General features: G+C 71.3%; 19 protein-coding genes. 14 read left to right on the plus strand and 5 right to left on the minus strand.

What is annotated here, in order from left to right; genetic code table 11:
- The first annotated feature begins 262 nt into the window (after positions 1–262).
- The 4 genes from B0920_RS05360 (at position 263) to B0920_RS05375 (ending at position 2,771) form a co-directional block, all read left to right on the plus strand.
- Positions 263–844, plus strand: coding sequence for a methyl-accepting chemotaxis protein (locus B0920_RS05360; protein ID WP_267873371.1), 582 nt, complete (start codon positions 263–265; stop codon positions 842–844).
- Between the two features lie 255 nt (positions 845–1,099).
- The gene (locus tag B0920_RS05365) at positions 1,100–1,405 is read left to right on the plus strand and encodes a c-type cytochrome (protein ID WP_078031517.1); all 306 of its coding nucleotides are present in this window, start codon (positions 1,100–1,102) and stop codon (positions 1,403–1,405) included.
- A gap of 208 nt (positions 1,406–1,613) precedes the next feature.
- Positions 1,614–2,315, plus strand: a complete 702-nt coding sequence (locus B0920_RS05370) for a pirin family protein (RefSeq protein ID WP_078031518.1) — start codon at positions 1,614–1,616, stop codon at positions 2,313–2,315.
- Between the two features lie 72 nt (positions 2,316–2,387).
- Positions 2,388–2,771 (plus strand): OsmC family protein, encoded by a 384-nt coding sequence (locus tag B0920_RS05375; RefSeq protein WP_078031519.1) that lies wholly within the window; start codon positions 2,388–2,390, stop codon positions 2,769–2,771.
- 1 nt (position 2,772) lies between these two features.
- Here the strand turns inward: B0920_RS05375 and B0920_RS05380 are convergent, their stop codons facing one another.
- Entirely contained in the window at positions 2,773–3,711 is a 939-nt protein-coding gene (locus tag B0920_RS05380; protein ID WP_078031520.1) for a LysR substrate-binding domain-containing protein, read from the minus strand.
- 176 nt (positions 3,712–3,887) lie between these two features.
- Between B0920_RS05380 and B0920_RS05385 the strand changes: the two genes are divergently transcribed.
- The 10 genes from B0920_RS05385 to B0920_RS05430 all read left to right on the plus strand — a co-directional run bounded on the left by B0920_RS05385 (position 3,888) and on the right by B0920_RS05430 (position 14,341).
- Entirely contained in the window at positions 3,888–4,160 is a 273-nt protein-coding gene (locus tag B0920_RS05385) for a DUF1427 family protein (protein ID WP_078031521.1), read from the plus strand.
- Positions 4,161–4,250: 90 nt separating this feature from the next.
- Positions 4,251–4,943: a hydrolase gene (locus tag B0920_RS05390; RefSeq protein ID WP_078031522.1), complete on the plus strand. Its 693-nt coding sequence runs from the start codon at positions 4,251–4,253 to the stop codon at positions 4,941–4,943.
- Positions 4,944–5,047: 104 nt separating this feature from the next.
- Positions 5,048–6,925 (plus strand): amidohydrolase, encoded by a 1,878-nt coding sequence (locus tag B0920_RS05395; protein WP_078031523.1) that lies wholly within the window; start codon positions 5,048–5,050, stop codon positions 6,923–6,925.
- 1 nt (position 6,926) lies between these two features.
- Positions 6,927–7,607, plus strand: coding sequence for a YoaK family protein (locus tag B0920_RS05400; protein WP_078031524.1), 681 nt, complete (start codon positions 6,927–6,929; stop codon positions 7,605–7,607).
- Positions 7,604–8,164 carry a TMEM175 family protein gene (locus tag B0920_RS05405; RefSeq protein WP_078031525.1) on the plus strand — a complete coding sequence of 187 codons (561 nt, stop codon included), beginning with the start codon at positions 7,604–7,606 and terminating at the stop codon, positions 8,162–8,164. The genes B0920_RS05400 and B0920_RS05405 overlap by 4 nt, the downstream gene beginning before the upstream one ends.
- A gap of 13 nt (positions 8,165–8,177) precedes the next feature.
- Positions 8,178–11,324: a sensor histidine kinase gene (locus B0920_RS05410; RefSeq protein ID WP_078031526.1), complete on the plus strand. Its 3,147-nt coding sequence runs from the start codon at positions 8,178–8,180 to the stop codon at positions 11,322–11,324.
- 1 nt (position 11,325) lies between these two features.
- The gene (locus B0920_RS05415; protein WP_229455198.1) at positions 11,326–11,958 is read left to right on the plus strand and encodes a response regulator transcription factor; all 633 of its coding nucleotides are present in this window, start codon (positions 11,326–11,328) and stop codon (positions 11,956–11,958) included.
- Between the two features lie 173 nt (positions 11,959–12,131).
- Positions 12,132–12,548, plus strand: a complete 417-nt coding sequence (locus tag B0920_RS05420; RefSeq protein ID WP_078031528.1) for an AraC family transcriptional regulator — start codon at positions 12,132–12,134, stop codon at positions 12,546–12,548.
- A 66-nt stretch (positions 12,549–12,614) separates the two neighbouring features.
- Entirely contained in the window at positions 12,615–13,217 is a 603-nt protein-coding gene (locus B0920_RS05425; protein ID WP_078031529.1) for a DedA family protein, read from the plus strand.
- Between the two features lie 107 nt (positions 13,218–13,324).
- Complete coding sequence (locus B0920_RS05430) at positions 13,325–14,341, plus strand: hypothetical protein (RefSeq protein ID WP_078031530.1); 1,017 nt, start codon at positions 13,325–13,327, stop codon at positions 14,339–14,341.
- A 19-nt stretch (positions 14,342–14,360) separates the two neighbouring features.
- Here the strand turns inward: B0920_RS05430 and B0920_RS05435 are convergent, their stop codons facing one another.
- From B0920_RS05435 to B0920_RS05450, 4 genes are read right to left on the minus strand one after another with little or no spacing between them, the layout of a single operon-like run.
- Positions 14,361–17,831 carry a hybrid sensor histidine kinase/response regulator gene (locus B0920_RS05435; RefSeq protein WP_078031531.1) on the minus strand — a complete coding sequence of 1,157 codons (3,471 nt, stop codon included), beginning with the start codon at positions 17,829–17,831 and terminating at the stop codon, positions 14,361–14,363.
- Positions 17,828–18,742, minus strand: coding sequence for a diguanylate cyclase domain-containing protein (locus tag B0920_RS05440; RefSeq protein ID WP_078031532.1), 915 nt, complete (start codon positions 18,740–18,742; stop codon positions 17,828–17,830). The genes B0920_RS05435 and B0920_RS05440 overlap by 4 nt, the downstream gene beginning before the upstream one ends.
- The gene (locus tag B0920_RS05445) at positions 18,739–22,167 is read right to left on the minus strand and encodes a hybrid sensor histidine kinase/response regulator (RefSeq protein WP_143745656.1); all 3,429 of its coding nucleotides are present in this window, start codon (positions 22,165–22,167) and stop codon (positions 18,739–18,741) included. Before B0920_RS05445 ends, B0920_RS05440 begins: the two co-directional genes overlap by 4 nt.
- A gap of 35 nt (positions 22,168–22,202) precedes the next feature.
- The gene (locus B0920_RS05450; protein WP_078031534.1) at positions 22,203–23,597 is read right to left on the minus strand and encodes an oxygenase MpaB family protein; all 1,395 of its coding nucleotides are present in this window, start codon (positions 23,595–23,597) and stop codon (positions 22,203–22,205) included.
- Between the last annotated feature and the right edge of the window lie 35 nt (positions 23,598–23,632).

Consider the following 23,632-nt stretch of genomic DNA (forward strand, 5'->3'; position numbering starts at 1 on the left):
ATGGTGCGCCAGATCCGCGGCGAGGCCGAGCGCCTGGCCGGGGTCTCGGGCGAGATCGTGCGCGGCAGCCAGGAACTGTCCGAGCGCGCCGGCCGCCAGGCGGCGGCGCTCGAGGAGACCGCGGCCACGATGGAGGAAATGGCGGCCACGGTGCGCGACAACGCGGCCAACGCCCTCCAGGCCAGCCAGCTGGCCGGCGCCGGGGCAGGGGCGGCCCAGAGCGGAATGCAGGCGATGGAGGAGGTCGGGGCCACCATGGAGCATCAGCGGCGCGGCCGAGCGCATGGCAACGATCGTCGACGCCATCGACGGCATCGCCTTCCAGACCAATCTGCTGTCGCTGAACGCGGCGGTCGAGGCGGCGCGCGCCGGCGACAGGGGCCGCGGCTTCGCGGTGGTGGCAGGCGAAGTGCGCGCCCTGGCCAACCGCAGCGCCGCCCAGGCCGGCGAGATCCGCCAGCTGATCGGCGAAGCCCTGGCCAGCGTGCGCGCCGGGGCCCAGGTGGCCGGCCGCACCCGGGCCCAGGTGGCCGACATTGCCGACAACGCGCGCCAGGTGGCGCTCCTGATGAGCGACATCAGCGCCGCCACCCGCGAGCAGAGCGGCGGGGTCGAGCAGCTCAGCCGCACCCTGGTCGAGATGGACCTGGCCACCCGCGACAACGCCGCCTTCGCCGGGCGCTCGCAGCAGGCCACCACCCAGCTCGAGCGGCAGTCGGTTCAATTGACGCGCCTGGTCGGCGCCTTCCGCCTGGCGCCGGAAGGCCGCGCGCCCCAGCGCGAGGGCGCGGCCACCCCGGTGCCTGCCGCGCAGCGCCCCCAGCCGCGCCTGGCCGCCGCCTGATGCCCTGCCGTCCACGCCCACCAAGGAGTCGTCCATGAACATGATGCACACCATCCGCCTGGCCGCGATGTCGGTGTCGGTCCTGGCCGTGACCGTCGGCGCCACCCTGATCATCTGCGCCTCCGAGGCGCTGGCGGCCGGCGTGTAGCCGGCCCCATCCTCCGGAAGAGTGCGCAGTCCCTGGCGCGCCGCTATGATGAGCCGTCGGCGCGCGCCATCCCGCCCCCAGAAGAACCATCGCTACAAGGAGAACGCATGTACAAGCACACCATCCTCGCCGCCACGCTGGCCGTTGCGGCCCTCCAGGCCCATGCCAGCCCCGAACTGGCCAAGTCCAAGAACTGCATCACCTGCCATACGCCGGACAAGAAGCTGGTCGGTCCATCCTACAAGGAGATCGCCGCCAAGTACGCGGGCGATGCCGGCGCGGAAGCGCGCCTGGCGGTCAAGATCCAGAAGGGCAGCAGCGGCGTATGGGGCCCGATCCCGATGCCGCCCAACGCCCAGGTCAACGATGCCGACGCCAAGGCGCTGGCGAAGTGGATCCTGGCCCAGAAGTGAGGACGGGCGGCGCGGCGCGCCGCCTTTTTTCTCCACCTGGCGTTCGAAAAAATCGATCATACGACAGTAAATTATCCGTTTTTCATTCCAAGCCGGGGCGCGCATAATCTCTCCATCGCATCGGACATTGCGGAGAGACAGGCGGGCCGGCAGGCCCGCACGGAACCTTCGAAGCGTTCGATGATCCCAATCACACAAGGAGCAGATCATGTTGAACGTACGTAAAAGCAACGAACGCGGCGCCGCAAGCTTCGGCTGGCTCAAATCCCGTCACACCTTCTCCTTCGGCCACTACTACGATCCGAAGCACATGGGCTTCGGTCCGCTGCGGGTGATCAACGAGGACAACGTGGCGCCGGGTCGCGGCTTCGACTCCCACGGCCACCGCAACATGGAGATCATCTCCTACGTGCTGGACGGCGCACTGGAGCACAAGGACAGCATGGGCAACGGCTCGGTGCTGCGCTACGGCGACGTGCAGCGCATGAGCGCCGGCAGCGGGGTCGTGCACAGCGAGTACAACCACTCCAAGACCGAGGGCGTGCACTTCCTGCAGATCTGGATCGAGCCGAACGTGCAGGGCGGCGATCCGGGCTACGAGGAGAAGCACTTCGACGTGGCCTCCAAGACCGGCCGCCTGCGCCTGATCGCCTCGCCCGACGGCCGTGAGGGTTCGGTCTCGCTTCGCCAGGATGCCGAGATCTACGCGACCATCCTCAACGGTGGCGACCCGCTCACCCACCTGCTGCGCGCCGGCCGCCAGGCCTACGTCCACGTGGTGCGCGGCAGCGTCACGGTCAACGGCGTGGCCCTGAGCGGCGGCGACGCCCTCAAGGTGAGCGAGGAAGCCCAGGTGGTCCTGGCCGACGCGGTCGATACCGAAGTGCTGGTGTTCGACCTGCCGCAATAATCAACGGCGCCGCCCCGCGAGGCCGGGGCGGCGTCCATCAGCCAAGCAAGCATATCCACACAGGAGACCAGCATGGAAGTGACATCGACCGGCGGCAAGGGCAAACTGCAGCAGGTGATCCAGATCGGCAAGCACCAGATCCTGACCGACGTTCCCGAGGCCCTCGGGGGCGAAGACAGCGGTCCTGAACCCCACGACATCCTGGCCGCGTCCCTGGCCGCCTGCACCGCGCTCACCGTCAGGCTCTACGCTGGCCGCAAGGGCATGGCCCTGGAGGACATCCGGGTACGAATCGAGCACGGCCAGCATGACGGGGCCTACGAATTCAAGCGCCACATCGAGTACGTGGGCAATCTCAGCCTTGAAGAGCGCCAGCGCCTGACCGACATCGCCAACAAGTGTCCGGTCCACAAGACCCTGAGCGGCGCCATCCGCATCCTGACCGAGGCCGCCTGATTCAGGGCAGGCCCACCAGGCTGGCGCCGCAGGGCTCGGCGATCATGCGCGCGAAAGGCGCGCTGCTCCTGACCCGCTCGATCCACCACCTGAGCGCGGCGCCGTCTTCGCCGCTGCGCCAGGCCAGGTAGAAGGTCTCGTCGGCCTTCGGTTCCACCACCTGCTTTTCCACCAGCAGGCCGCGCGCGATCGCCGGCCGCGCCCAGGCTTCGGGCAGGAAGCCGAAGCCCAGGCCGCGCACCTGGAATTCATATTTCGTGATCATGTCCGGCACCGCGAGCGTGTCCTGGCCGAACAGCAGGCCCACGGTGCGCGCGCCCAGCAGTCGCGCCGAGTCCGAGACCGACACCGCGCGGTAGGGCAGGAGGTCGGCCTTGTCGAGCGGCCGCTCGCTGGCGGCCAGCGGATGGCAGGGCGCCACCGCGAACACGAAGCTGCTGGTCCCGATCGGCTCCAGCGTATATCCCCCTCCCGACGGCCCTTCGCCGGCCGCCCCGACCAGCAGGTCGACGCGGCGGTCGAGCAGGGCGTCCCAGGTGCCCGACAGCGACTCGCGCACGATCCGCAGCCGGGTCTGGTCGGCGGCCTCGTAGAAGGCCTTGATGTCCGGGTCCAGTCCGGCGGCCGACAGCATCGAATCCATCCCGATCGCGATCTCGGTTTCCCAGCCCGAGGCCACGCGCCGCACCCTCGATTCGAGGTCGCTGGCGGCGCGCAGCAGGTAGCGGCCTTCCTTGAGCAGTTCCTGGCCGGCCGGGGTGAGGGCCACCTTGGGTCCGAAGCGGTCGAACAGGCGCACGCCGAGGTCGTCCTCGAGCTTGGAGACGGTGTAGGAGATGGTCGAAGGCACCCGGAACAGTTCCTTGGCGGCGCTCGAGAAGGAGCCCTTGCGGGCGATGGTTTCGATGATCTGGAGGGCGTCGAGGCTGAGTTTGAGCATGGCGGTCCTGGCGGGTTGACCCCGCCATGGTAGCGGCTTTGGCGGCCGCCTACCAAGTCCCGTCCGTAACGCGACAGCAATCTGATTCTATCGACGCGAACGCGGTCAAACGATACTGCAGCTATCCGGTTCGGCGCGCCTCCGCACGCCGCGCCGGCCAGAACAAGGAGCGAGCAATGTACCTCATTTCACTCGGCGCCGGCATCCTCGTCGGGATCATCTATGGCCTCATCAACGTGCGCTCGCCGGCCCCGCCGGCCATCGCCCTGGTCGGCCTGCTCGGCATGCTGCTCGGCGAGCAGGTGGTGCCGGTGGCCAAGCGCATGCTGGAAGGCGCCCCGATCACCCGAGCCTGGTTCCAGTCGGAGTGCCAGCCCAAGATCACGGGCGTGCCGCCCGCGGCCAAGGAAGGCGCGGACGCCGCCGCCCCCGACACCCGCCACGGCTGAACTCGCCAGAGTCGCACCGATTCGGCCGAACCCCCATCGCCGGCCACGGCATGCCGCCGCGGCTGCTTTTTCCACCACAGGAGAACCACCATGACCAATCCAAAACTCGAAGTCCTGACCCCGCAGAACTCCCAGCTCATCATCATCGACCACCAGCCGCAGATGGCCTTCGGCGTGCAGTCGATCGACCGCCAGGCCCTGAAGAACAACGTGGTCGGCCTGGCCAAGGCGGCCAAGGTGTTCAACATTCCGACCGTGATCACGACCGTCGAGACCGAGTCCTTCTCGGGCCACACCTATCCTGAAATCCTGGACGTGTTCCCGGGTCACCAGATCCTCGAGCGCACCTCGATGAACTCCTGGGACGACCAGAAGGTCCGCGACGCGCTCAAGGCCAACGGCCGCAAGAAGGTGATCGTGGCCGGCCTGTGGACCGAGGTCTGCAACACCACCTTCGCCCTGTGCGCGATGCTGGAAGGCGACTACGAGATCTACATGGTGGCCGACGCCTCGGGCGGCACCAGCAAGGACGCCCACGACTTCGCCATGCAGCGCATGGTGCAGGCCGGCGCCGTGCCGGTCACCTGGCAGCAGGTGCTGCTGGAATGGCAGCGCGACTGGGCGCACCGCGACACCTACGAGGCCGTGATGAAGATCGTCACCGAGCACTCGGGCGCCTACGGCATGGGCGTGGACTACGCCTACACCATGGTGCACAAGGCCGCCGCCCGCAACAAGGGCGACAACCCGGTGCTGGCGCCGGTCGCCGCGCCGGTGCGCTAAGCGCCCATCCGCCGGGCCGCGCCGTGCGCGCGGTCCGGCGCAGCCAGACCGTTTCAACCATGGCGCCGGGCCTCGTGCCCGGCGCCCTGCCAAGGTGACCAGACATGCAAGCACAGCCGACCCCGGGCACTTCGCCTGCCCTCATCCTCATCAACGGATGCTTCCACACCGTCGACCGCGCCCAGCCCCAGGCCAGCGCGGTCGCCATTCGCGACGGCCGCTTCCTGGCCGTCGGCGACAGCGACTACGTGATGCGCTTCCGCGATCCGGACAGCCAGGTGATCGACCTGAACGGCCGCACCGTGATCCCGGGCCTGAACGACTCCCACCTGCACCTGATCCGGGGCGGGTTGAACTACAACCTGGAGCTGCGCTGGGAAGGCGTGCCCTCGCTGGCCGACGCGCTGCGCATGCTCAAGGAACAGGCCGACCGCACGCCCAACCCGCAATGGGTGCGCGTGGTGGGCGGCTGGAACGAATTCCAGTTCGCCGAGCGTCGCATGCCGACGCTCGACGAAATCAACGCCGCCGCGCCCGATACCCCGGTGTTCATCCTGCACCTGTACGACCGCGCGCTGCTCAACCGCGCGGCCCTGCGCGCGGTGGGCTATACCAAGGACACGCCCAACCCGCCGGGCGGCGAGATCGTGCGCGACGCGGCGGGCAACCCCACCGGGATGCTGATCGCGCGCCCGAACGCGATGATCCTCTACGCCACCCTGGCCAAGGGCCCCAAGCTGCCCTACGACCTGCAGGTGAACTCCACGCGCCAGTTCATGCGCGAACTGAACCGCCTGGGCCTGACCTCGGCCATCGACGCCGGCGGCGGCTTCCAGAATTATCCCGAGGACTACGCGGTCATCGAGGAGCTCGACCGCGCCGGCCAGCTGACGATCCGCATCGCCTACAACCTGTTCACCCAGAACAAGGGCCAGGAGCTGGAAGACTTCCAGCGCTGGACCGGCATGGTGGCGCCGGGGCAGGGCAGCGACTACTACCGCCACAACGGCGCCGGCGAGATGCTGGTGTTCTCGGCCGCCGACTTCGAGGACTTCCTCGAGCCGCGTCCCGAGCTGGCGGCCGGCATGGAAGACGAGCTGGAAAAGGTGGTGCGCCACCTGGTGCAGAACCGCTGGCCCTTCCGCCTGCACGCCACCTACGACGAATCGATCTCGCGCATGCTCGACGTGTTCGAGAAGGTGAACCGCGAGATTCCCTTCGACGGCCTGCACTGGATGTTCGACCACTGCGAGACCATCACCCCGCGCAACATCGACCGCGTCAAGGCGCTGGGCGGAGGCATCGCGATCCAGCACCGCATGGCCTTCCAGGGCGAATACTTCGTCGAGCGCTACGGCAGCGAGGCGGCGCGCCAGACCCCGCCGGTCAAGCGCATGCTGGACACCGGTGTGCCGGTCGGCGCCGGCACCGACGCCACCCGGGTGGCCAGCTACAACCCCTGGACCTCGCTGTACTGGCTGGTGTCCGGGCGCACCGTGGGCGGCCTGCCGCTGTACGGCAGCGGCGGCCACCTGCCGCGCAGCGTCGCGCTCGAGCTCTGGACCGCGGGCAGCGCCTGGTTCTCGAGCGAGCATGGCCGCAAGGGCAAGATCCAGGAAGGCATGCTGGCCGACCTGGCGGTGCTGTCCCAGGATTTCTTCAGCGTCGACGAGGAAGCGATCAAATCCATCGAATCGGTGCTGACCGTGGTCGGCGGCAAGGTCGTCCACGGCGCCGCCGAGTTCAGCGCGCTGGGGCCGCCGCCGATCCCGGTGCTGCCGGAATGGTCGCCGGTGCGCAGCACGCCTGGCCACTGGAGAAAGAGCGCGCCGGCGGCCCAGCCGGCCGCCCTGGCCCACCAGTGCCGCGGCGCCTGCGGCGTGCACGCCCACCAGCACGACGTCGCGCGCCGCTCCAAGGTGCCGGTGTCGGACTTCAGCGGCTTCTGGGGGGCGCTGGGCTGCAGCTGCTTCGCGTTCTGACATGGCGGCCCCACACAACCAGCGCCTGGAAGGCGTGAGCATGGGCTTCCTGGCGGGCTACGTCGACACCCTCGGCTTCATCGCCCTGTTCGGCCTGTTCACCGCCCACGTCACCGGCAACTTCGTGCTCATCGCGGTGTCGCTGGCCGACCCGGCCCAGACGCCCAGCCTGCTCAAGCTGCTGGCCTTCCCGGCCTTCATCCTGGGCGTGGCGGCGGCGCGCCTGCTGGTGGCCTATTGCGAGGGACACGGCCGGCCGGCGGTCAAGCCCTCCTACCTGCTGCAGGCCTTGCTGCTGGCCGGCTTCATGGCCTGCGGCATGCTGGCCGAGCCGGTGGGCGACAGCGTCGGCGCGTTCGCGATGGCGGCCGGCCTGCTGGGCGCGGCGGCCATGGGGGCGCACAGCGCGGCCAGCAAGCTGCTGCTCACCCACCTGGCCCCGACCTCGATGATGACCGGGAACGTGACCCAGCTCGTGATCGACGGCGTCGACCAGCTGCGCGGGGCGGGCGACGCCGCCACGCGCGCCCGTTGCGGCAAGTTCTTCTGGCCGGTGCTGGCCTTCGCCCTGGGCTGCGTGGCGGCCGCTTTCGCCTACCTGGCCTTCGGCTTCGTGGCGCTGGCCGTCCCGCTTGCGATACTATGCCTGCATCTCTTCCTTCCTGAACCCGCGGCGCAATGACCAAGAACCGCCTGGAGGCCTTCAGCGACGGCGTGATCGCAATCATCATCACGATCATGGTGCTGGAGCTGAAGGTCCCGCATTCCACCGAGCCCGAGGCGCTCCTCGACGCGCTGCCCGGCTGGCTGCGCTATGGGCTGAGCTTCGTCTACGTGGGCATCTACTGGGTCAACCACCACGCCCTGCTGGACCGCGCCACCCGGGTCGACTGGGCCGCGCTGTGGGCCAACCTGCACCTGCTGTTCTGGATGTCGCTGATCCCCTGGGTCACCGCCTGGGCCGGCGAGAATCCGACGGCGCCGGTCCCGGTGGCCATGTACGGCGTGGTGCTGCTCCTGTGTTCCGGCTCCTTCATGCTGCTCGCATGGCGCCTGCGCGAAGGCGCCGATGGCCACGTGCTGGCCTGGAGCAACCGCAGGAACGCGATGTCGCTGCCGGCCTACGCGCTGGCGGTGGGCGTGTCGCTGTGGCGTCCCCCGCTGGCCGCCGCGGTCCACGTGCTGCTGGCGCTGGCCTGGCTGGTGCCGCAGGGCCAGCTGCGTCAGGCGCGGGGCTGAGGCGGGACCGCCCATGGCCTCCCGGTGGCATGCTCTGGCGCGTTGCCTGCTCCTGCTGGGAGCCTGCGCCGCAGCCTGCCTACCGGCGGCAGGAGGCGCCCTCGACCAGCTCGAGCACCGGCGCTGGATCGCGGCCGACGGCGGCCCCAGCCAGGTCGGCGCGATCGCCCAGACCTCCGACGGTTTCCTCTGGCTCGGCACCAACGACTCGCTGATGCGCTTCGACGGCTCGCGCTTCGTGCGCTTCGAGCCGCCGGGGAGCAACCGCTTCAACATCGTAGCTTCGCTGCTGCCGGACGGCGACGCGCTCTGGGTCGGCCTGCGCTACGGTGGGGTGCGCCGCATCGAGGGCGGGCGCGTCACCGACCATGGCCTGGAGCAGGGCTTGCCCGAGGGCGCGGTGTACGGGCTGGCGCGCGACCGCGACGGCGTCCTCTGGGCGGCCGTCGACGACGGCCTGGCGCGCTTCGACGGGCGGCGCTGGGAGATCGTCGATGCCGCCCTCGGCTTCCCGGTGCGCAAGGCGCGCGCCGTCTTCCTCGACCGCGAAGGCGTGCTGTGGGCTGCCAGCCACGACCGCCTGTTCTACAAGCCGCCCGGCGCGGCCGGCTTTTCCCCCGCCGGGGTGGAGGTGGAATGGGCCAGCCGCATGGCCCAGGCCCCGGACGGCGCGCTCTGGATCGCCGAGCGCCACCGCGGCATGCTGCACCGGGTGAAGCTCAGGGATGGACGGGTCGAACACGCGTCGCGCCCGCTGGGCCTCGGCTCCAGCGGCCTGCTGTTCGATCGCACCGGCGCGCTCTGGATCGCCACCTCGGGCGACGGCTTGCGCCACCTTCCGGCGCCGGCCAGCCTGGCGGCGCTGGACCGCGCCGAGCATGTCGACAGCCGTTCCGGTCTGTCGGGCGATTTCGTCTGGCAGCTGTACGCGGACTACGAGGGCAATCTCTGGGCCGGCACCAGCGCCGGCCTGGACCGCTTGCGCGAACGCACCCTGGTGCCGGCCGGGCTGCCGCGCGGCACCCATAACGTGGCCCTGGCGGCGGCGCCGGACGGCAGCATCTGGGCGGGGCCGGTCAACCGCCCGGCCCTGCGCATCGGTCCCGATGGCGTGGTCGGCGTGGCCGGCATGCCGCCGCCCGTGACTGCGGCGGTGGCCGACCGGGACGGGACGGTGTGGATGGGCGGTCCGGGCGGGATCTGGCGCAGCCAGGGCGAGCGGCTGGTCAAGGTGGCGCCGCTGCCCAGCGGCGAGGTGACCGAGTCGGCGGTGCGGGCGCTGACGCGCGGGCCGGACGGCGCGCTCTGGGTCTCGCTCAACCGCCTCGGACTGTTCCGGCTGCAGGACGGACGCTGGCAGGCGCTGCCCGCGCCCAGCGCCGCGCCCAGCCAGCGCATGCCGGTCGTGGCCTCCTGCGCGCCCGATGGCCAGTTGTGGTTCGGCTACCGCGACAACCTGGCGGTCTCGCGCGATGCCGGCGGCGAGCGGCGCTGGACCCGCGAGGACGGCCTCGACCTGGGGCACGTCACCGCCCTGGCGCACGAAGGCGGGCGCACCTGGCTGGGCGGCCAGCACGGCCTGGGCGTGATCGAACGCGGCATCTACCGCAGCGTGGGCCTGCCGGCCAACGGACTGTTCGAGAACATCTACGCCATCGTGCCGGTCGCCCAGCGCGCCGCCAAGGAGGGGAACCCGCCGTCCGACCTGTGGATCCAGTCGCGCTCGGGCATCTTCCAGCTCGACGCCGGGGAGTTGCGCCAGGCCCTGCTGGATCCCGCTCACCGGGTGCGCTACCGCTCCTACGACCTGATGGGGGGTCTCGCCAACGACCCGTATGGCGTGCTGCCGCTGCCGACCGCGGTGCGCGGGGCCGACGGGCGCCTGTGGTTCTCGGCCAGCGCCGGCGTGGCCTGGATCGATCCGAGCCGGCCGGCGCCCGGCCTGGCGGGGCCGGTGGCCACCATCGAAGCGGTCACGGTCGACGGCGCGCGGGTCGCGACCGGCCAGCCGGGCAGCTTCGGGCCGGCCACCCAGCGCGTGGTGTTCGACTACACCGCGCCAAGCCTGTCGGCGCCCGAGCGCCTGAATTTCCGCTACCGCCTCGACGGCTACGACGGGGCGTGGCATGATGCGGGCCGCCAGCGCGAGGCCGTCTACACCGGCCTCGGGCCGGGGAGCTACACCTTCCGCGTGATCGCCTACAACGAGGAGGGCGCGCGCAGCAGCAGCGAGGCGCGCTACGACTTCCACATCGAACCGGTGTTCTACCGCCGTCCCGGCTTCGTGCTGCTGGTGGCGGCGGCCGCCGCGCTCGGCCTGTGGCTGCTGTACCGCGCCAACCTGCGGCGCGCGGGGCGCCAGCTGCGCCAGCGCCTGGAAGAGCGGCACCGCGAGCGCGAGCGCATCGCGCGCGAACTGCACGACACCCTGCTGCAGGGGTTCAACGGGCTGGTGCTGCGCTTCCAGGTGATCGCCGACTCGCTCGGGCCGCAGCACCCGGCGCGGGCCGAGATCGAGCGCATCCTGGACCGCGCCGACCAGGTGCTGATCGAGGGCCGCGACCGTGTGCGCGCCCTGCGCGGCGCGACTGGTAAGGGCAGTCTGGAAGACGCGCTGGGCGAGTGCGGCGCCGAGTCGGCGGCCGGCCGCGAGACCGTGTTCGCGATCGAGGTCACCGGCAGTCCGCGCCGCCTGCACGACGAGGTGCGCGACGAGGCCTACTGGATCGGACGGGAAGCGATCGCCAACGCCTTCGCCCACGCCCAGGCCAGGCGGATCGACGTCACGGTCGACTACGGCGTGCGCCTGCTGAGGCTCGCGGTGCGCGACGACGGCGCCGGCATCGCGCCCGAGCATGCCGGCCCGCGCGGCCGCCCGGACCATTGGGGCATGCGCGGCATGCACGAGCGCGCGGCCCAGCTGGGCGGGACCCTGGCCGTGCGCGGCGTCCCGGGGGAGGGCAGCGAGGTGATGCTGTGCGTGCCGGCGGCGCGCGCCTATGTGGGCGACGCGCGGGAAAAGCGCCAGGGACCTGGCCGCAACGGTTCGCAGAGTACGCAAACTACGCAGACGACGCAGATTACGCAGGACACCCACAACATGCAGGAAGGCGGGCGCACGCGCCCGTTGGCACCAACCGACAACAATGACGAGGCATAACGTGAATACCCCAGCCACCCCAATCAGTGTCCTGATCGCGGACGACCATCCCCTGATGCGCGAAGGGATCGCCGCCGTCATCGCCAGCCAGCCCGACATGCGGGTGGTCGGCGAGGCAGGCGATGGCCGCGAGGTCGTCACCCTGTACCGCGCGCTGCGCCCGGACGTCTGCCTGATCGACCTGCAGATGCCGAACCTGAACGGGATGGAGGCGATCCAGGCGATCCGCGCCGAGTTTCCCCAGGCCTGCCTGGCCATCCTCACCACCTACAAGGGGGACGCGCGGGCCATGCACGCGATCAAGGCCGGAGCCCAGGGCTACCTGCTCAAGAGCGCGCTACGCAAGGAACTGACCGACGCGATCCGGGCGCTGGCCAGCGGCCACCGCTACTTCCCGCCGCAGATCGCGGCCGAGCTGGCCAACCACCTGGGCCAGGAATCGCTCACGGTGCGCGAGCTGCAGGTGCTGGAACTGATCGCGCGCGGCTACGGCAACAAGCAGATCGGCACGACCCTGGGCCTGTCCGAGGACACGGTCAAGGGCCACATGCGCAGCATCATGGAAAAGCTCGGGGCCAACAACCGCACCCACGCGGTGACGATCGGCATCGAGCGCGGCTTCCTCGAAATCTGAGAGCCGCCCGGGGCGGCGTGGCCTTGCGCCGGCCGGACCCGGGCGATTTCGGTAGAAACGGAGCCAACACTTTCGTGTGGTCGGGCCGCGCCCCGATCTTGTCTTATCAATATGCGCCCCGCACTGCACCATGACGGCTGAATTCGTAACCACCAGCCACATGGAGAAAGCACGTGCACACCGCGATTGCGTTTCCGGCCGCCCGTCCGGCCACCATGCCCCTCCCGTCCGCCTCCCAGGGCGGCCTGCCCGCCTGGCAGGTCAAGCGGGTGACCGACTACATCGACGCCAACCTGGGCGCCACCCTGCGCACCTGCACCCTGGCCGCGACCCTGGGCCTGTCGGTCAGCCATTTCACGCGCGCCTTCAAGCATAGCGTGGGCGTGCCGCCGCGCGTCTTCGTGATCCGGCGCCGCCTGGCGGCCGCCTGTGCGGCCATGCTGGACTCGAGCCAGCCGCTGACCGCCATCGCCCATGCCCACGGCTTCTGCGACCAGTCCCATTTCACCCGCACCTTCCACGAAGTGATCGGGGTCGCGCCCCAGGCCTGGCGCCGGCGCCAGGAAGCCATGACGGCCGAGGCGGCATAGCGGGCGCAGTAATTTCGAGGAAGTTGGTAAGGTAGGGGCTGCAAAAATGACAAGGAGCCCCGCGCGATGTTCGACTTCATCACCAAGTTCCTCGAATCCAGCGGCTATCTGGGCGTGTTCGCGCTCATGGCGCTGGAAAATGTCTTTCCGCCCATCCCTTCCGAACTCATCATGCCTTTCGCCGGCTTCGTGGCGGCGCGCGGCGACCTGCACGTCGCGGGCGTGCTGATCGCCGGCACCGCCGGTTCGATTGCCGGCGCCTTGCCCTGGTATTACGCGGCCAAGATCTATGGCAAGGAGAGGCTGGAGAAATTTGCCGACAAGCATGCCCGCTGGATGACGGTGACCCACGGCGAGATCGAGCACGCGCTCGAGGCCTTCGATCGCCACGGCCGCAAGGTGGTGCTGTTCGGCCGCCTAATCCCGGCGATCCGGACCCTGATCTCGGTGCCTGCCGGGCTGGCCTGCATGCCGATGGCCCAGTTCCTGTTGTATTCGACGATCGGCTCCCTGATCTGGACCGGCATCCTCACCTCCGCAGGTTACCTGCTGGAAAGCCAATACGAAAGGGTGTCGCAATACGTCGATCCCGTTTCCAAGGGCATCCTGATCTTGCTGGTGGGATGGTATCTGTACCGCGTGGCAACCTGGAAACCCAAGGAGACCTGAGGGCGCGGCCGGGCGGCGAGGCGCGCGCGCAACGTTGCTGCGCTGCGGTACGCGGCGTTTTCGGCGCATTGGCTACAATCCGCCTGTTCGCATGCAGGCCTTAGTCAATGAAGAACCAGCTGTTGGAAGATATCGGCGCGAACGATTCCGCGCCCAACGGAAACCCGCGCGCCCGGCTTGCCGGTCGCCGGCCGGCCACGCCGCCGCCTGATCCCGCGCCGCGCCCGAAGGTGTGGCGCGAGCGCCAGAACGCGTCGGCGGAGGAGACGCGCGCCCCGCGCCAGGAACGTCCGCCGGAGCCGCCGCCCGAGCCGCCGCCGTCCCCGTTCACCGCGTCCCCGTCCTTCAGCGCGGACTTTTCGTCCTTCGCCAGCCAGGAGCCGGACCTCTCGATCCAGCTGCCCGAGGAGCCCGTGCCCTGGACCGAACGCTGGGGGCGCAAGTTGCTCGGCTGGAGCATCGCCACGGCGGCCGTGGCCGCCATCGTGGGCGCCGGCTGGTGGATTTACGGGGATACCCAGGTCGAATCGACCCTGGCCCTGGTCGCCGACCAGAGTCCGGCGCCGACGACTCCTGCGCCAGTCCTGCCGGCCGCGCCAAGCACCAGCGCGCCGGTCGCGAGCGCTCCAGTATCAAACGCCCCTGCCTTGAGCGGCCCTGCCGTGAGCGACCCTGCCTTGAGCGGCCCTGTCCCAGCCGCGCCCACGGTGGCCGCGCCCGCCAATGAGATGGCGACGGCGCCGCAGCCCGCGGCAGCCAGCCTCGACGCCGGCGAAGAGGCCATCGCCGGCGCTGCCGGCGCCGCCGGCGCGGCGGTGGTCGCCGCCGCGGCGCGCAAGGCGGTCGGCGATCCCGCGCCGCCAGCGCCCAGGAGCGCCCCGGTGAAGAAGACCCCCCGGCCCGCCGCGCGCCCGGCGCAGCCGCCGGCCCGGCGCGAACTGGCCGCCGTGCGCACGGCGCCCCGCGTCGTCGCCGAGCGTCCCGCGCCGCCGCCCGCCGCGCCGGCGGTCCAGGATTCCCTCGAGGAGACCCTGCGCCAGTGCCGCGCCGCCGGCTACCACGCCAGCATGTGCCTCAAGCGCGGCTGCACCGCCACCAAGTTCGGCCTGGCCTGCCGCGGCTGAACCGCGGCGCGGGCTTTCCCTAGCCCGGCTGGACGCTCGGCTCCAGCTCGGCCGCCAGGGCCGCGAGCGGGGCCAGCGCCGCCGCGTATTCCAGTTCACCGATGGCGCGCCGCAGCTCGGCCAGGGTGGCCGCATGGCGTCCGTCCGCCAGCAGGGCCTCGAGCTCGGTGAGGGCATCCTCGGCGCGGGCGTCGTCGGCGTGCAGGTAGTCGCGCAGGCGGGCCGCCACCTCGGCCAGCGCGGCCGGCGCCGCGGCAGGCGCGATCGGGCGCGGCTGGGCAGCCGCGTCCAGCAGGGCCAGGCCCGCAAGCGCGGTCTCGGTGGCGGCCACCAGGGCCGGCGCCTGCTGCGCCAGGCGCTCGAAGTGGCCGCTGCGCAGCTCGTGTTCCATGCGGCTGGCGGCGGCCGCCAGCTCGAGCGCGCCGACATAGGCGGCGCTCGACTTGAGATTGTGCGCCAGCGCCTGCAGGCGCGCGTGGTCGCCCTGGGCCAGCGCGTCGCGCAGCGCCTTGGGCGCGCCCGCGTACTCCCGCACGAAGCTGGCGGCGCGCTTGTCGAGCAGGCTGCGGCGGCCGTCGACCTTCGCCAGCGCCTGCTCCCAGTCGATGCCGGGCGCCGCCGGCAAGGGCGGGCCCGCTTCCTCGGCCGCCGGCGCGGCGCGGCCGGTTTCCCCTTCCGGCAGCGGGCGCCCGACCAGGCGCGCCGGATCGATCCAGCGGATCAGGCAGGCGAACAGCAGGTCGGGATCGATCGGCTTGGTCAGGTGGTCGTTCATGCCGGCGGCCAGGCTGCGCGCGCGGTCGGATGGCAGCGCGTGGGCGGTCATGGCAACGATCGGCAGCCCGTCCAGGTGGGCGTGCCTGCGCAGCTCGCGGGCGGCGCTCAGGCCGTCGAGTTCCGGCATCTGGATGTCCATCAGCACCAGGTCGTAGTCGCCGTCGAGCGCCATGCGCAGCGCCTCGGCGCCGTCCACCGCCACGTCGACCCGCATGCGCGCCGCCGCCAGGAAGTCGAGCGCCACCTCGCGGTTGTCGGCGTTGTCCTCGGCCAGCAGGATGCGGGCGCCGTCCAGGCGCGACAGGTCCGGCCAACGCTCGGCGGCCGCCGCCGGGGCGGGTGGGTCGGCCGCCGGCTGCAGCACCTGGAGCAGGCTGTGGTAGAGCAGGGCCGGCCCGACCGGCTTGTGCAGGAAGGCGTCGAAGGCCGGCTCGCCCTCGTGGCGCAGCACCGCGTCGCGGGTCAGGGCGCTCACCATCAGGATCGCAGGCGGCGCCTCGCCGGGCGCGCATTCGCGGATGCGGCGGATGGTCTGCATGCCGTCCATCTCCGGCATCCGGTAGTCCATCAGCACCACCCGGTAGGGATCGCGCGCGCGGCGCGCGGTCTCGAGGCGGGCCAGGCAGGCGTGGCCGCCGTCGACCGCGTCGGCGCGCACGCCGAGCGCGTGCAGCATCTCGACCAGGGCCTCGCGGGCGGTGGGGCTGTCGTCCACCACCAGGGCGCGCACCCCTTGCAGGATCGAGGCCGGGGCGTTGCCGGCGGCCTGGCCCGGGGCGATCCCGAGCGGCACCGTGAAGCTGAAGCAGCTGCCGGCGTTGGGGGTGGAGCTGACGCTGATCTCGCCGCCCATCAGTTCGACCAGCTGGCGCGAGATCGACAGGCCCAGGCCGGTGCCGCCGTATCGGCGCGTGATCGAGCTGTCGGCCTGGGTGAAGGACTGGAACAGGCGCCCGATCTGTTCCGGGCTCATGCCGATGCCGGTGTCGCTGACCGCGAAGCGCAGGCTGACGCCGGCCGCGTGGCGGGCCTCGACCGTGACCGAGACCACGATCTCGCCGCGTTCGGTGAACTTGACCGCGTTGCCGGTCAGGTTGATCAGCACCTGGCCCAGGCGCAGCGGGTCGCCCACCAGGCGCGCCGGCACGCCCGGGGCCACGCGGAACACCAGCTCCAGGCCCTTGGCGTCGGTGCGCACCCCGATCAGGCTGGCAAGATGGTCGAGCATCTCGTCCAGCTCGAAGGGCAGCGACTCGATCTGCAGCTTGCCGGCCTCGATCTTGGAGTGGTCGAGGATGTCGTTGATCAGGGCCATCAGGTGCTCGCTGGCGCCCAGCACCTTGGACAGGTAGTTGCGCAGGCGCGGGCTGGGCTCGCCCATCAGGGCCAGCCGGCTCATGCCGATGATGGCGTTCATCGGGGTGCGGATCTCGTGGCTCATGTTGGCCAGGAACTCGGACTTCATGCGCGCCCCGGCCTCGGCGCGCAGCATGGCGTTCTGCATGGCCTTGGTGCGCAGGCCCAGCACCCGCATGAAGACCAGCATGTCGAAGGTGCTGCCGAATTCGAGCGCGTGCATGGTCCAGAAGGTGGCCGGCAACTTGCCGTTGATGACCTGGGCGGTGACGGCGGCAGAGAAGAAGCTGGCGGCCCAGCCGATCAGCAGCCAGCTGCCGACGCGGTCGCCGGCGCGCGCGCGGCGCCAGGCGCCCGGCAGGCCGAACAGCATGGGGGTGATGCCCAGCGTGCCGACGATCAGCACCAGGGGCTTGTGGCCGATCAGGCCCAGGCCGAAGCCTGCGGCGGTCAGCACGCACAGGATGGCGCAGCCGTGCATCAGGCGCAGGAAGCCGCGGTCGAGGCCGGGCCGGGCCAGGGCCTGGGCGATGAACAGGTAGGCGCCGCAGGAGGCCATGATGGAGGCGATGCCGGCGCCGTGCTCGCTGAACCAGGGATGGCCGCGCCACATGAACTGGTCGGCGATGCCGAACCAGCATGCGGAATACAGCGTGACCGAGCCCACCATCAGCGCGTACTTGCCGAACATGGCGTCGCGCAGGGTGAACCACTGGCCCAGGGCGTACAGGAACAGGCAGGCGCCCAGGCCCAGCATCACGCCCTGCAGCATCTGTTCCTCGAGCGAAGCGATGTGGAAGGCAGCCGGCTGCATGAACCTGAGCGGCAGGATGGTCGGGCCGAGCGTCTCGATCCGCAGCAGCACCGTCTGGCGCGCGCCCGGCTCCAGGCGCAGCACCACGGCCGGCACGCGTCCCTTGAGGGCCCAGCCGTCCTGCTGCTGGGCGCGGCCGGCGGATCCGGCCTTGCGCAGCCTGCCTTCGCGTTCCACGTAGACGTCGACCCGGTCGAGCAGGGCGAAGTCGGCCTGCAGCACCCAGTTCTCGGGCGCGCCCGGCGCCAGGTCGACCGGGATCCGGACCCAGGTGGCGCCCTCGAGCATGCCGAGGGTGGCGTAGGCGCCGCCCGGAGGCGCGAAGGCGGCGCCGGCCGTCGCGGCGGCGGCGGCGTCCAGGCGCCGCTCGGGGTCGCGCAGGGTGGAGACCGAGGGCCAGGCCTCGACCCGTTCGAGCCGGCCGTCGAGCACCAGGGCCGCCTGGGCGGCGGCGGGCGGCGCGCACCAGGCCAGCAGGGACAAGAGGCAGGCCAGCAGCCAGGTCCGCAGGAAGCACGGCGTGGAAGGCAGGCGCGGCTTCATTCCGGCGCGCGCCAAGCGATGCGGTTGCGGCCGGCCTGCTTGGCCCGGTACAGCTGGGCGTCGGCCGCCTCGAACAGCTCGGCCGGCAGCTCGGCGCCGGCGGCGTCCAGGGTGGCCCCGCCCACGCTCACGGTCAGCACCGGCGCCACGTTCGAGGCTTCGTGGGCGATGCGCAGTTCGGCCACCGCCTGGCACAGGGCCTCGACCACCTGGCGCGCGTGCGCGGCGTCGGTTTCCGGCATCAGGAGCACCAGTTCCTCGCCGCCGTAGCGGGCCGCGAGGTCGCCGGGGCGGCGCATGGCGGCGCCGGCCACCCGCGCCACCGAGCGCAGCGCGCGGTCGCCGGCCGGGTGGCCGTAGCGGTCGTTGTACTGCTTGAAGGAATCGATGTCGAGCAGGGCCAGCGACAGCGGCTGGCGGGTGCGGCGCGCGCGCTGGTATTCGAGGGCGTACTTCTCGTCGAAGCGGCGGCGGTTGGCCAGCTCGGTCAGGCCGTCGATGTTGGCCAGGCGTTCGAGCATGCGGCGCTGGCGCACCACCTGCAGGTGCAGGGCCACCCGCGCCATCACCACGGTCGGGTTGAAGGGCTTGACGATGTAGTCCGAGGCGCCCATCTTGAGGCCGTTGGCTTCGTCCTCGGGCCGGTCCAGGCCCGAGATGAAGATCACCGCGATGTGCTCGGTGTGCGGGTCGGCGCGCAGCTGGCGCAGCACCTCGTAGCCGTCCATGTCCGGCATCATCACGTCCAGCAGGATGAGGTCGGGCTGGTGGCGCTCGGCGCGCTCCAGGGTCTGGGCGCCGTTCTTCGCCAGCAGCACCGTGTACTCCGGCTTGAGCAGGTCTCCCAGGACCTCGCGGTTGATGGCGTCATCGTCCGCCACCAGGACTTTCTGGGTCTCGACTACGTTCATGCGCTTCCTTCCAGGCTGATCTCGAGCTGGGACGCCAAGGCCGACAGCGGCGCCAGCGCCGCAGCATACTCGATTTCGGCAATGGCGCGCCGCAGGGGTTCCAGGGCGTGCTCGTGGGCGCTGCCGGCCAGCAGGGCGGCCAGTTCGGCCAGCGCATCTTCGGCGCGCGCGTCGTCGGCGCGCAGGTAGGTGTCGAGGCGCGCGGCGACCTGGGCCAGCGCGTCGGCGTCTGGCGGGTGCGGCAGGGCCGCGGCCGCGAGTAGCGAGAGCGCCGCCAGCGCCGATTCGGTGGCCGCGACCAGGGGCGGCACCAGGACCCCGACGCGCTCCACCAGCCCGGCGCGCAGCTCCTGTTCGAGCCGGCCGGCGGCGGTGGACAGTTCGACCGCGCCCACGTAGGCGGCGCTCGACTTCAGGTTATGGGCCAGCAGCTGCAGGCGCGCATGGTCGCCGCCGCGCAGGGCTTCGCGCAGGAGGCGTGGGGCCCCGGCGTACTCGCGCACGAAGCTGCCCGCGCGCTTCTCGAGCCGGCTGCGCTGGCCGTCGACCTTGTCCAGGGCTTGCGCCCAGTCGATGCCGGCCACCTCCGGCAGGGCCCAGGCCGCGGGCGCCGGAGCCGGCGCCGCGGCGGGACGCTGCGGGCGCTCGGGCAGGGGGCGCCCGGCCAGGCGCGCCGGGTCGATCCACTTGAGCAGGGTGCAGAACAGCAGGTCGGGGTCGATCGGCTTGGTGACGTGGTCGTTCATGCCGGCTTCCAGGCTCCTGGCGCGGTCGCTCGGCATGGCGTGGGCGGTCATGGCCACGATCGGCAGCTTGCCGAGCTGCGGCATGGCGCGGATGCGGCGCGCCGCTTCCAGTCCGTCGATGCCGGGCATCTGGATGTCCATCAGCACCAGGTCGTAGTCGCCGGCCTGCGCCATGCGCACGGCTTCCAGGCCATCGAAGGCGACGTCGACCCGCATGCGGGCGGCCGCCATGAAGTCGAGCGCGACTTCGCGATTGTTGGCGTTGTCCTCGGCCAGCAGGATGCGTGCGCCGTCCAGGCGCGGGATGTCGGCCATGCCGCGCGGCGCCGGCGCCTGCTCCAGGCCGAGCTGGGGATGGAGCACCTGCAGCAGGCTGTGGTAGAGCAGGGCCGGGCCGACCGGCTTGTGCAGGAAGGCGTCGACCGGCAGCACGCCCTCGTGCGCCAGCACCGTGTCGCGGGTGCAGACCGAGACCATCAGGATTGCCGGCGGGACCGCCCCGCGCGCGCCGGCGCGGATGCGGCGGATGGTCTCGATCCCGTCCAGGCCGGGCATCAGGTAGTCCATCAGCACGATGCCGTAGGGCCGGCCCGCGTCCTGGGCGGCGGCGAGGGCGTCCAGGCAGTCCTCGCCCGAGGCCACGGTGTCGGCGCGCACGCCCAGCGCATCGAGCATCTCGGCCAGGGCCGCGCGCGCGGTGGCGCTGTCGTCCACCACCAGGGCGCGCACGTCCAGCAGGGCGGCGCGCCGCACCGCGCCGGCGGCGGCCTGGCCGTCGGCGATCCCGAGCGGCAGCGTGAAGACGAAGCGGCTGCCCACGCCGGGCGTGCTGTCGGCGCGGATGGCGCCGCCCATCAGCTCCACCAGCTGGCGCGAGATCGACAGGCCCAGGCCGGTGCCCCCGTACTTGCGGGTGGTGGAGCTGTCGGCCTGGGTGAAGGACTGGAACAGGCGCTCGAGCTGCCCGGGCTGCATGCCGATGCCGGTGTCGCTCACCGAGAACGCCAGGGTGACCGCCTTGCCCTCGGTCTCGAGCGCTTCCACGGCGACCACGATCTCGCCGCGCTCGGTGAACTTGACCGCGTTGCCGGCCAAATTGATCAGGACCTGGCCCAGGCGCAGCGGATCGCCCACCAGGCGTTGCGGCACGCCCGGCCCGACCCGGAAGATCAGTTCGATGCCCTTGGCGTCGCTCTTCACGCTGGTCACGGCGGACAGGTGTTCGAGCAGCTCGTCGAGCTCGAAGGGCACCGCTTCGATCGCCAGCTTGCCGGCCTCGATCTTGGAATGGTCGAGGATGTCGTTGACCAGGGACAGCAGGTGCTCGCCCGCGCCCAGGATCTTGCCCAGGTAGTTGCGCAGCGTGGGCGGCGGCTCGTTCAGCAGGGCCAGGCGGCTCATGCCGATGATCGCGTTCATGGGAGTGCGGATCTCGTGGCTCATGTTGGCCAGGAATTCGGACTTCATGCGCGCCTCGGCCTCGGCGCGCAGCATGGCGCTTTGCAGCGCCTTGGTGCGCAGACCGATGATGCGCAGGAAGATCAGCATGTCGAGGGTGACCCCGAACACCAGCGCGTGCTGGGTCCAGAAATTCACCGGCAGTGCGCCGATGGTCACCGAGCTCAGGACGATGGAGCCGGCCAGGCTGGCGATCCAGCCGACCAGGAAGTAGATGCCGATCGGGTCGCGCGCGCGGGCGCGGCGGAAGGCGCCCGGCAGGCCGAGCAGCATCGGCGCGCTGCCGATGGTGGTGGTGAAGGCCATCATCGCGAGGTGCCCGACCAGGTCGAAGGCCCACGCAAGGCCCATCAGGAGGCAGAGCAGGGCGCAGCCCTTCATGAGCAGGCTGAACTTGCGGTCCATGCCAGGGCGCGCCAGGGTCTGTTCGACGAACAGGTAGGCGCCGCTGGCAGCGACCATCGAGCTCAGGCCCATCATGTGGGTGGTGAGCCATTCGTTGCCATGCCAGAGGTATTGCTCGCCGAGGCCGAACCAGACCAGGGAATAGCCGGTGAGGCCGCCCACGAACATCGCGTACTTGCCGTACATGTGTTCGCGCACGCTGATCCACTGGCCCAGGCTGTAGAGGAAGAGACAGGCCGCGATGCCCATCAGGACCCCCTGCAGCATCTGCTCGCCCAGCGCCGCCCGGTTATAGGCGGCCGGCTGGTAGAGGGTGAGTGGCGCCGCCTTCGGACCGCGCGCCTGGATGCGCAGCAGCAGGGTGTAGTCGCGGCCGGGCTGGAGGTGCAGGGCGACGGCGGGGACGCGGCCGTCGAGTTCCCCGCTGTGCTGCTGGCGGCGGCCGGCGCTGGCCAGGTGCCGCGCCGGGCCGGTCCCTTCGGCGAGGTAGAAGTCGAGCTGGTCGACCAGGGCGAAGTCGAGCTGGGCGACCCAGTCGGCCGGCGCGTCGGCGGCCAGCCTGAACGGAATGTGCAGCCAGTGCGGCTCCTGGCGCACGCCCAGGGTCGCGCGCGCCTTGTCCGGCACGGCGAAGCGGCCGGCGCGGGCCAGGGCCAGGGCGCCGGCGGCGTCGAGCCTGCCCTCGGTGTCGTGGTAGAGGGTGACCGCCGGCCAGGCGTCGACGGCGTGGGCGTCGCGTTCCAGCCTCAGGCTCGCGGCCCCGGCCGGCAGGGCGAGCGCCAGAAGCAGGAGCGCGAGCGCCAGCCAGGCCATCATTGCCTGCTCCTGCCACCGCGGGTAGGAAAAAAGCCTCATCGTTGCGGTCCCGGTCCCGGTCCCGGTCCCGGTCCCGGTTCCGGTGCCGGCGCGCTGCCGGCAATGCGCGCTTCCAGCCGGCGCACCCAGCGCGGCCCCTGGCTGGCCACCGGCGCGGCCGCCGCCAGGTCGCCGGCCTGGCCCACCAGGGCGGCGGGCAGGCGCAGCGGGCGGGTCTGGTCCATCAGGAAGCGCGTCACCAGCCGGTAGCCGGCGGCGCGCGTCAGCATGCCGGTGATGCTGAAGTCCTTCACGAACAGCCGCATCACGCCGTCCACCACCCGGATCAGGCCATAGCCGGCGATGAACAGCAGGTAGGAGACCAGCGAAGCGCGGGTGACCAGCCCGAGCGCGCGCGCGGCGCGGCGCCCGCACAGCAGGCGGGTCAGCAGGTTCGGGAAGGGCTTGAACAGGCGCACCGGAATGTAGTCGGCCATGGTGGCCATCAGGGCGGCGGTCAGCGCCGGGCGCGGGTCGGCGCCGCGCGCGGGCGCCAGGCCGGGCGCCTGCATGGTCTTGAAGCGGGCGCGCGCCTCGTCCATGGTCCAGGCCATCAGCTCGCGCTCGATGCCGAGCAGGTGCCCGAGCACGTTCCAGGCGTGCAGGTAGGCTTCCTCGTCCTCGCGTTCCAGCCCAAGGCCGAGGCGGCGCAGGCCACGCAGGAACACGAAGTGGAAGGTCAGCAGGGTGTAGGCCAGCTCCTCCTGGTTGCAGGGCAGGCCGTCGCGCGAGCTGTCCCAGCCGTGGGCATAGAGCTGGTGGTAGATGCCGCCGCCGGCGGGCGCCAGCGCCGGCAGGGGCTTGCCGGCCAGGGCCTCGAAGGAGGGCGGGGTGCCGCGCAGGATCAGGTAGCGGATAGTGGCGTGGATCAGGCGCACCTTGAGGGCCTGGGCCACGCCCGCTCCGTTCGGCGATCTCAGGCCGCCCTTCATCATCACGGGGAAGATCATGGCGGCGGTGGAGCGGATCCGGTAATCGGTGTGCTGTTCGAGCTGGCCGGCGGCCTGGAGCACCGCCGACAGGTCGGGCAGCACGTAACATTCGGGCAGGCTGGCGCAGAACAGCAGCAGGCAGGACAGCATGCTGCGGTCCATGAAGATGTCCTCGGCGCGCGCGATGAGCGCCGGGTCGGCCCAGTCGGGCAGGCCGGGACAGCGCGCCAGGTAGTCCTTCAGCGCCGCGGCCGCGCGCGGGTCGAGGCCGGGGTCGGGCTCCCAGCCCGCCAGGCCGCCGTTGCTGTCCCAGCGGCCGATCTCGCGGTTGACGGCGGCGATGCGCTCGGCCAGGGCATGCGGGCCCTCGGCGCCCTCGAGCATGCGGGCGACGGTGTCGTCGGCCGGGGGATCGGCGCGCAGGGCCGGGGACAGCAGGTGGGGCGCATCGCGGTGCATTCAGCCTCCTGGGACAGCAGTGACGTGGTCGGTGT

Source organism: Massilia sp. KIM (genome assembly GCF_002007115.1).
GTDB lineage: Bacteria > Pseudomonadota > Gammaproteobacteria > Burkholderiales > Burkholderiaceae_D > Telluria.

What these genes read in the sequence shown, in the direction of transcription:
- B0920_RS05365 (WP_078031517.1), top strand. Translation starts at nt 1,100, where the DNA reads ATGTACAAGCACACCATCCTCGCCGCCACGCTGGCCGTTGCGGCCCTC.
- B0920_RS05370 (WP_078031518.1), top strand. Translation starts at nt 1,614, where the DNA reads ATGTTGAACGTACGTAAAAGCAACGAACGCGGCGCCGCAAGCTTCGGC.
- B0920_RS05375 (WP_078031519.1), top strand. Translation starts at nt 2,388, where the DNA reads ATGGAAGTGACATCGACCGGCGGCAAGGGCAAACTGCAGCAGGTGATC.
- B0920_RS05380 (WP_078031520.1), bottom strand. Translation starts at nt 3,711, where the DNA reads ATGCTCAAACTCAGCCTCGACGCCCTCCAGATCATCGAAACCATCGCC.
- B0920_RS05385 (WP_078031521.1), top strand. Translation starts at nt 3,888, where the DNA reads ATGTACCTCATTTCACTCGGCGCCGGCATCCTCGTCGGGATCATCTAT.
- B0920_RS05390 (WP_078031522.1), top strand. Translation starts at nt 4,251, where the DNA reads ATGACCAATCCAAAACTCGAAGTCCTGACCCCGCAGAACTCCCAGCTC.
- B0920_RS05395 (WP_078031523.1), top strand. Translation starts at nt 5,048, where the DNA reads ATGCAAGCACAGCCGACCCCGGGCACTTCGCCTGCCCTCATCCTCATC.
- B0920_RS05400 (WP_078031524.1), top strand. Translation starts at nt 6,927, where the DNA reads ATGGCGGCCCCACACAACCAGCGCCTGGAAGGCGTGAGCATGGGCTTC.
- B0920_RS05405 (WP_078031525.1), top strand. Translation starts at nt 7,604, where the DNA reads ATGACCAAGAACCGCCTGGAGGCCTTCAGCGACGGCGTGATCGCAATC.
- B0920_RS05410 (WP_078031526.1), top strand. Translation starts at nt 8,178, where the DNA reads ATGGCCTCCCGGTGGCATGCTCTGGCGCGTTGCCTGCTCCTGCTGGGA.
- B0920_RS05425 (WP_078031529.1), top strand. Translation starts at nt 12,615, where the DNA reads ATGTTCGACTTCATCACCAAGTTCCTCGAATCCAGCGGCTATCTGGGC.
- B0920_RS05430 (WP_078031530.1), top strand. Translation starts at nt 13,325, where the DNA reads ATGAAGAACCAGCTGTTGGAAGATATCGGCGCGAACGATTCCGCGCCC.
- B0920_RS05435 (WP_078031531.1), bottom strand. Translation starts at nt 17,831, where the DNA reads ATGAAGCCGCGCCTGCCTTCCACGCCGTGCTTCCTGCGGACCTGGCTG.
- B0920_RS05440 (WP_078031532.1), bottom strand. Translation starts at nt 18,742, where the DNA reads ATGAACGTAGTCGAGACCCAGAAAGTCCTGGTGGCGGACGATGACGCC.
- B0920_RS05445 (WP_143745656.1), bottom strand. Translation starts at nt 22,167, where the DNA reads ATGATGGCCTGGCTGGCGCTCGCGCTCCTGCTTCTGGCGCTCGCCCTG.
- B0920_RS05450 (WP_078031534.1), bottom strand. Translation starts at nt 23,597, where the DNA reads ATGCACCGCGATGCGCCCCACCTGCTGTCCCCGGCCCTGCGCGCCGAT.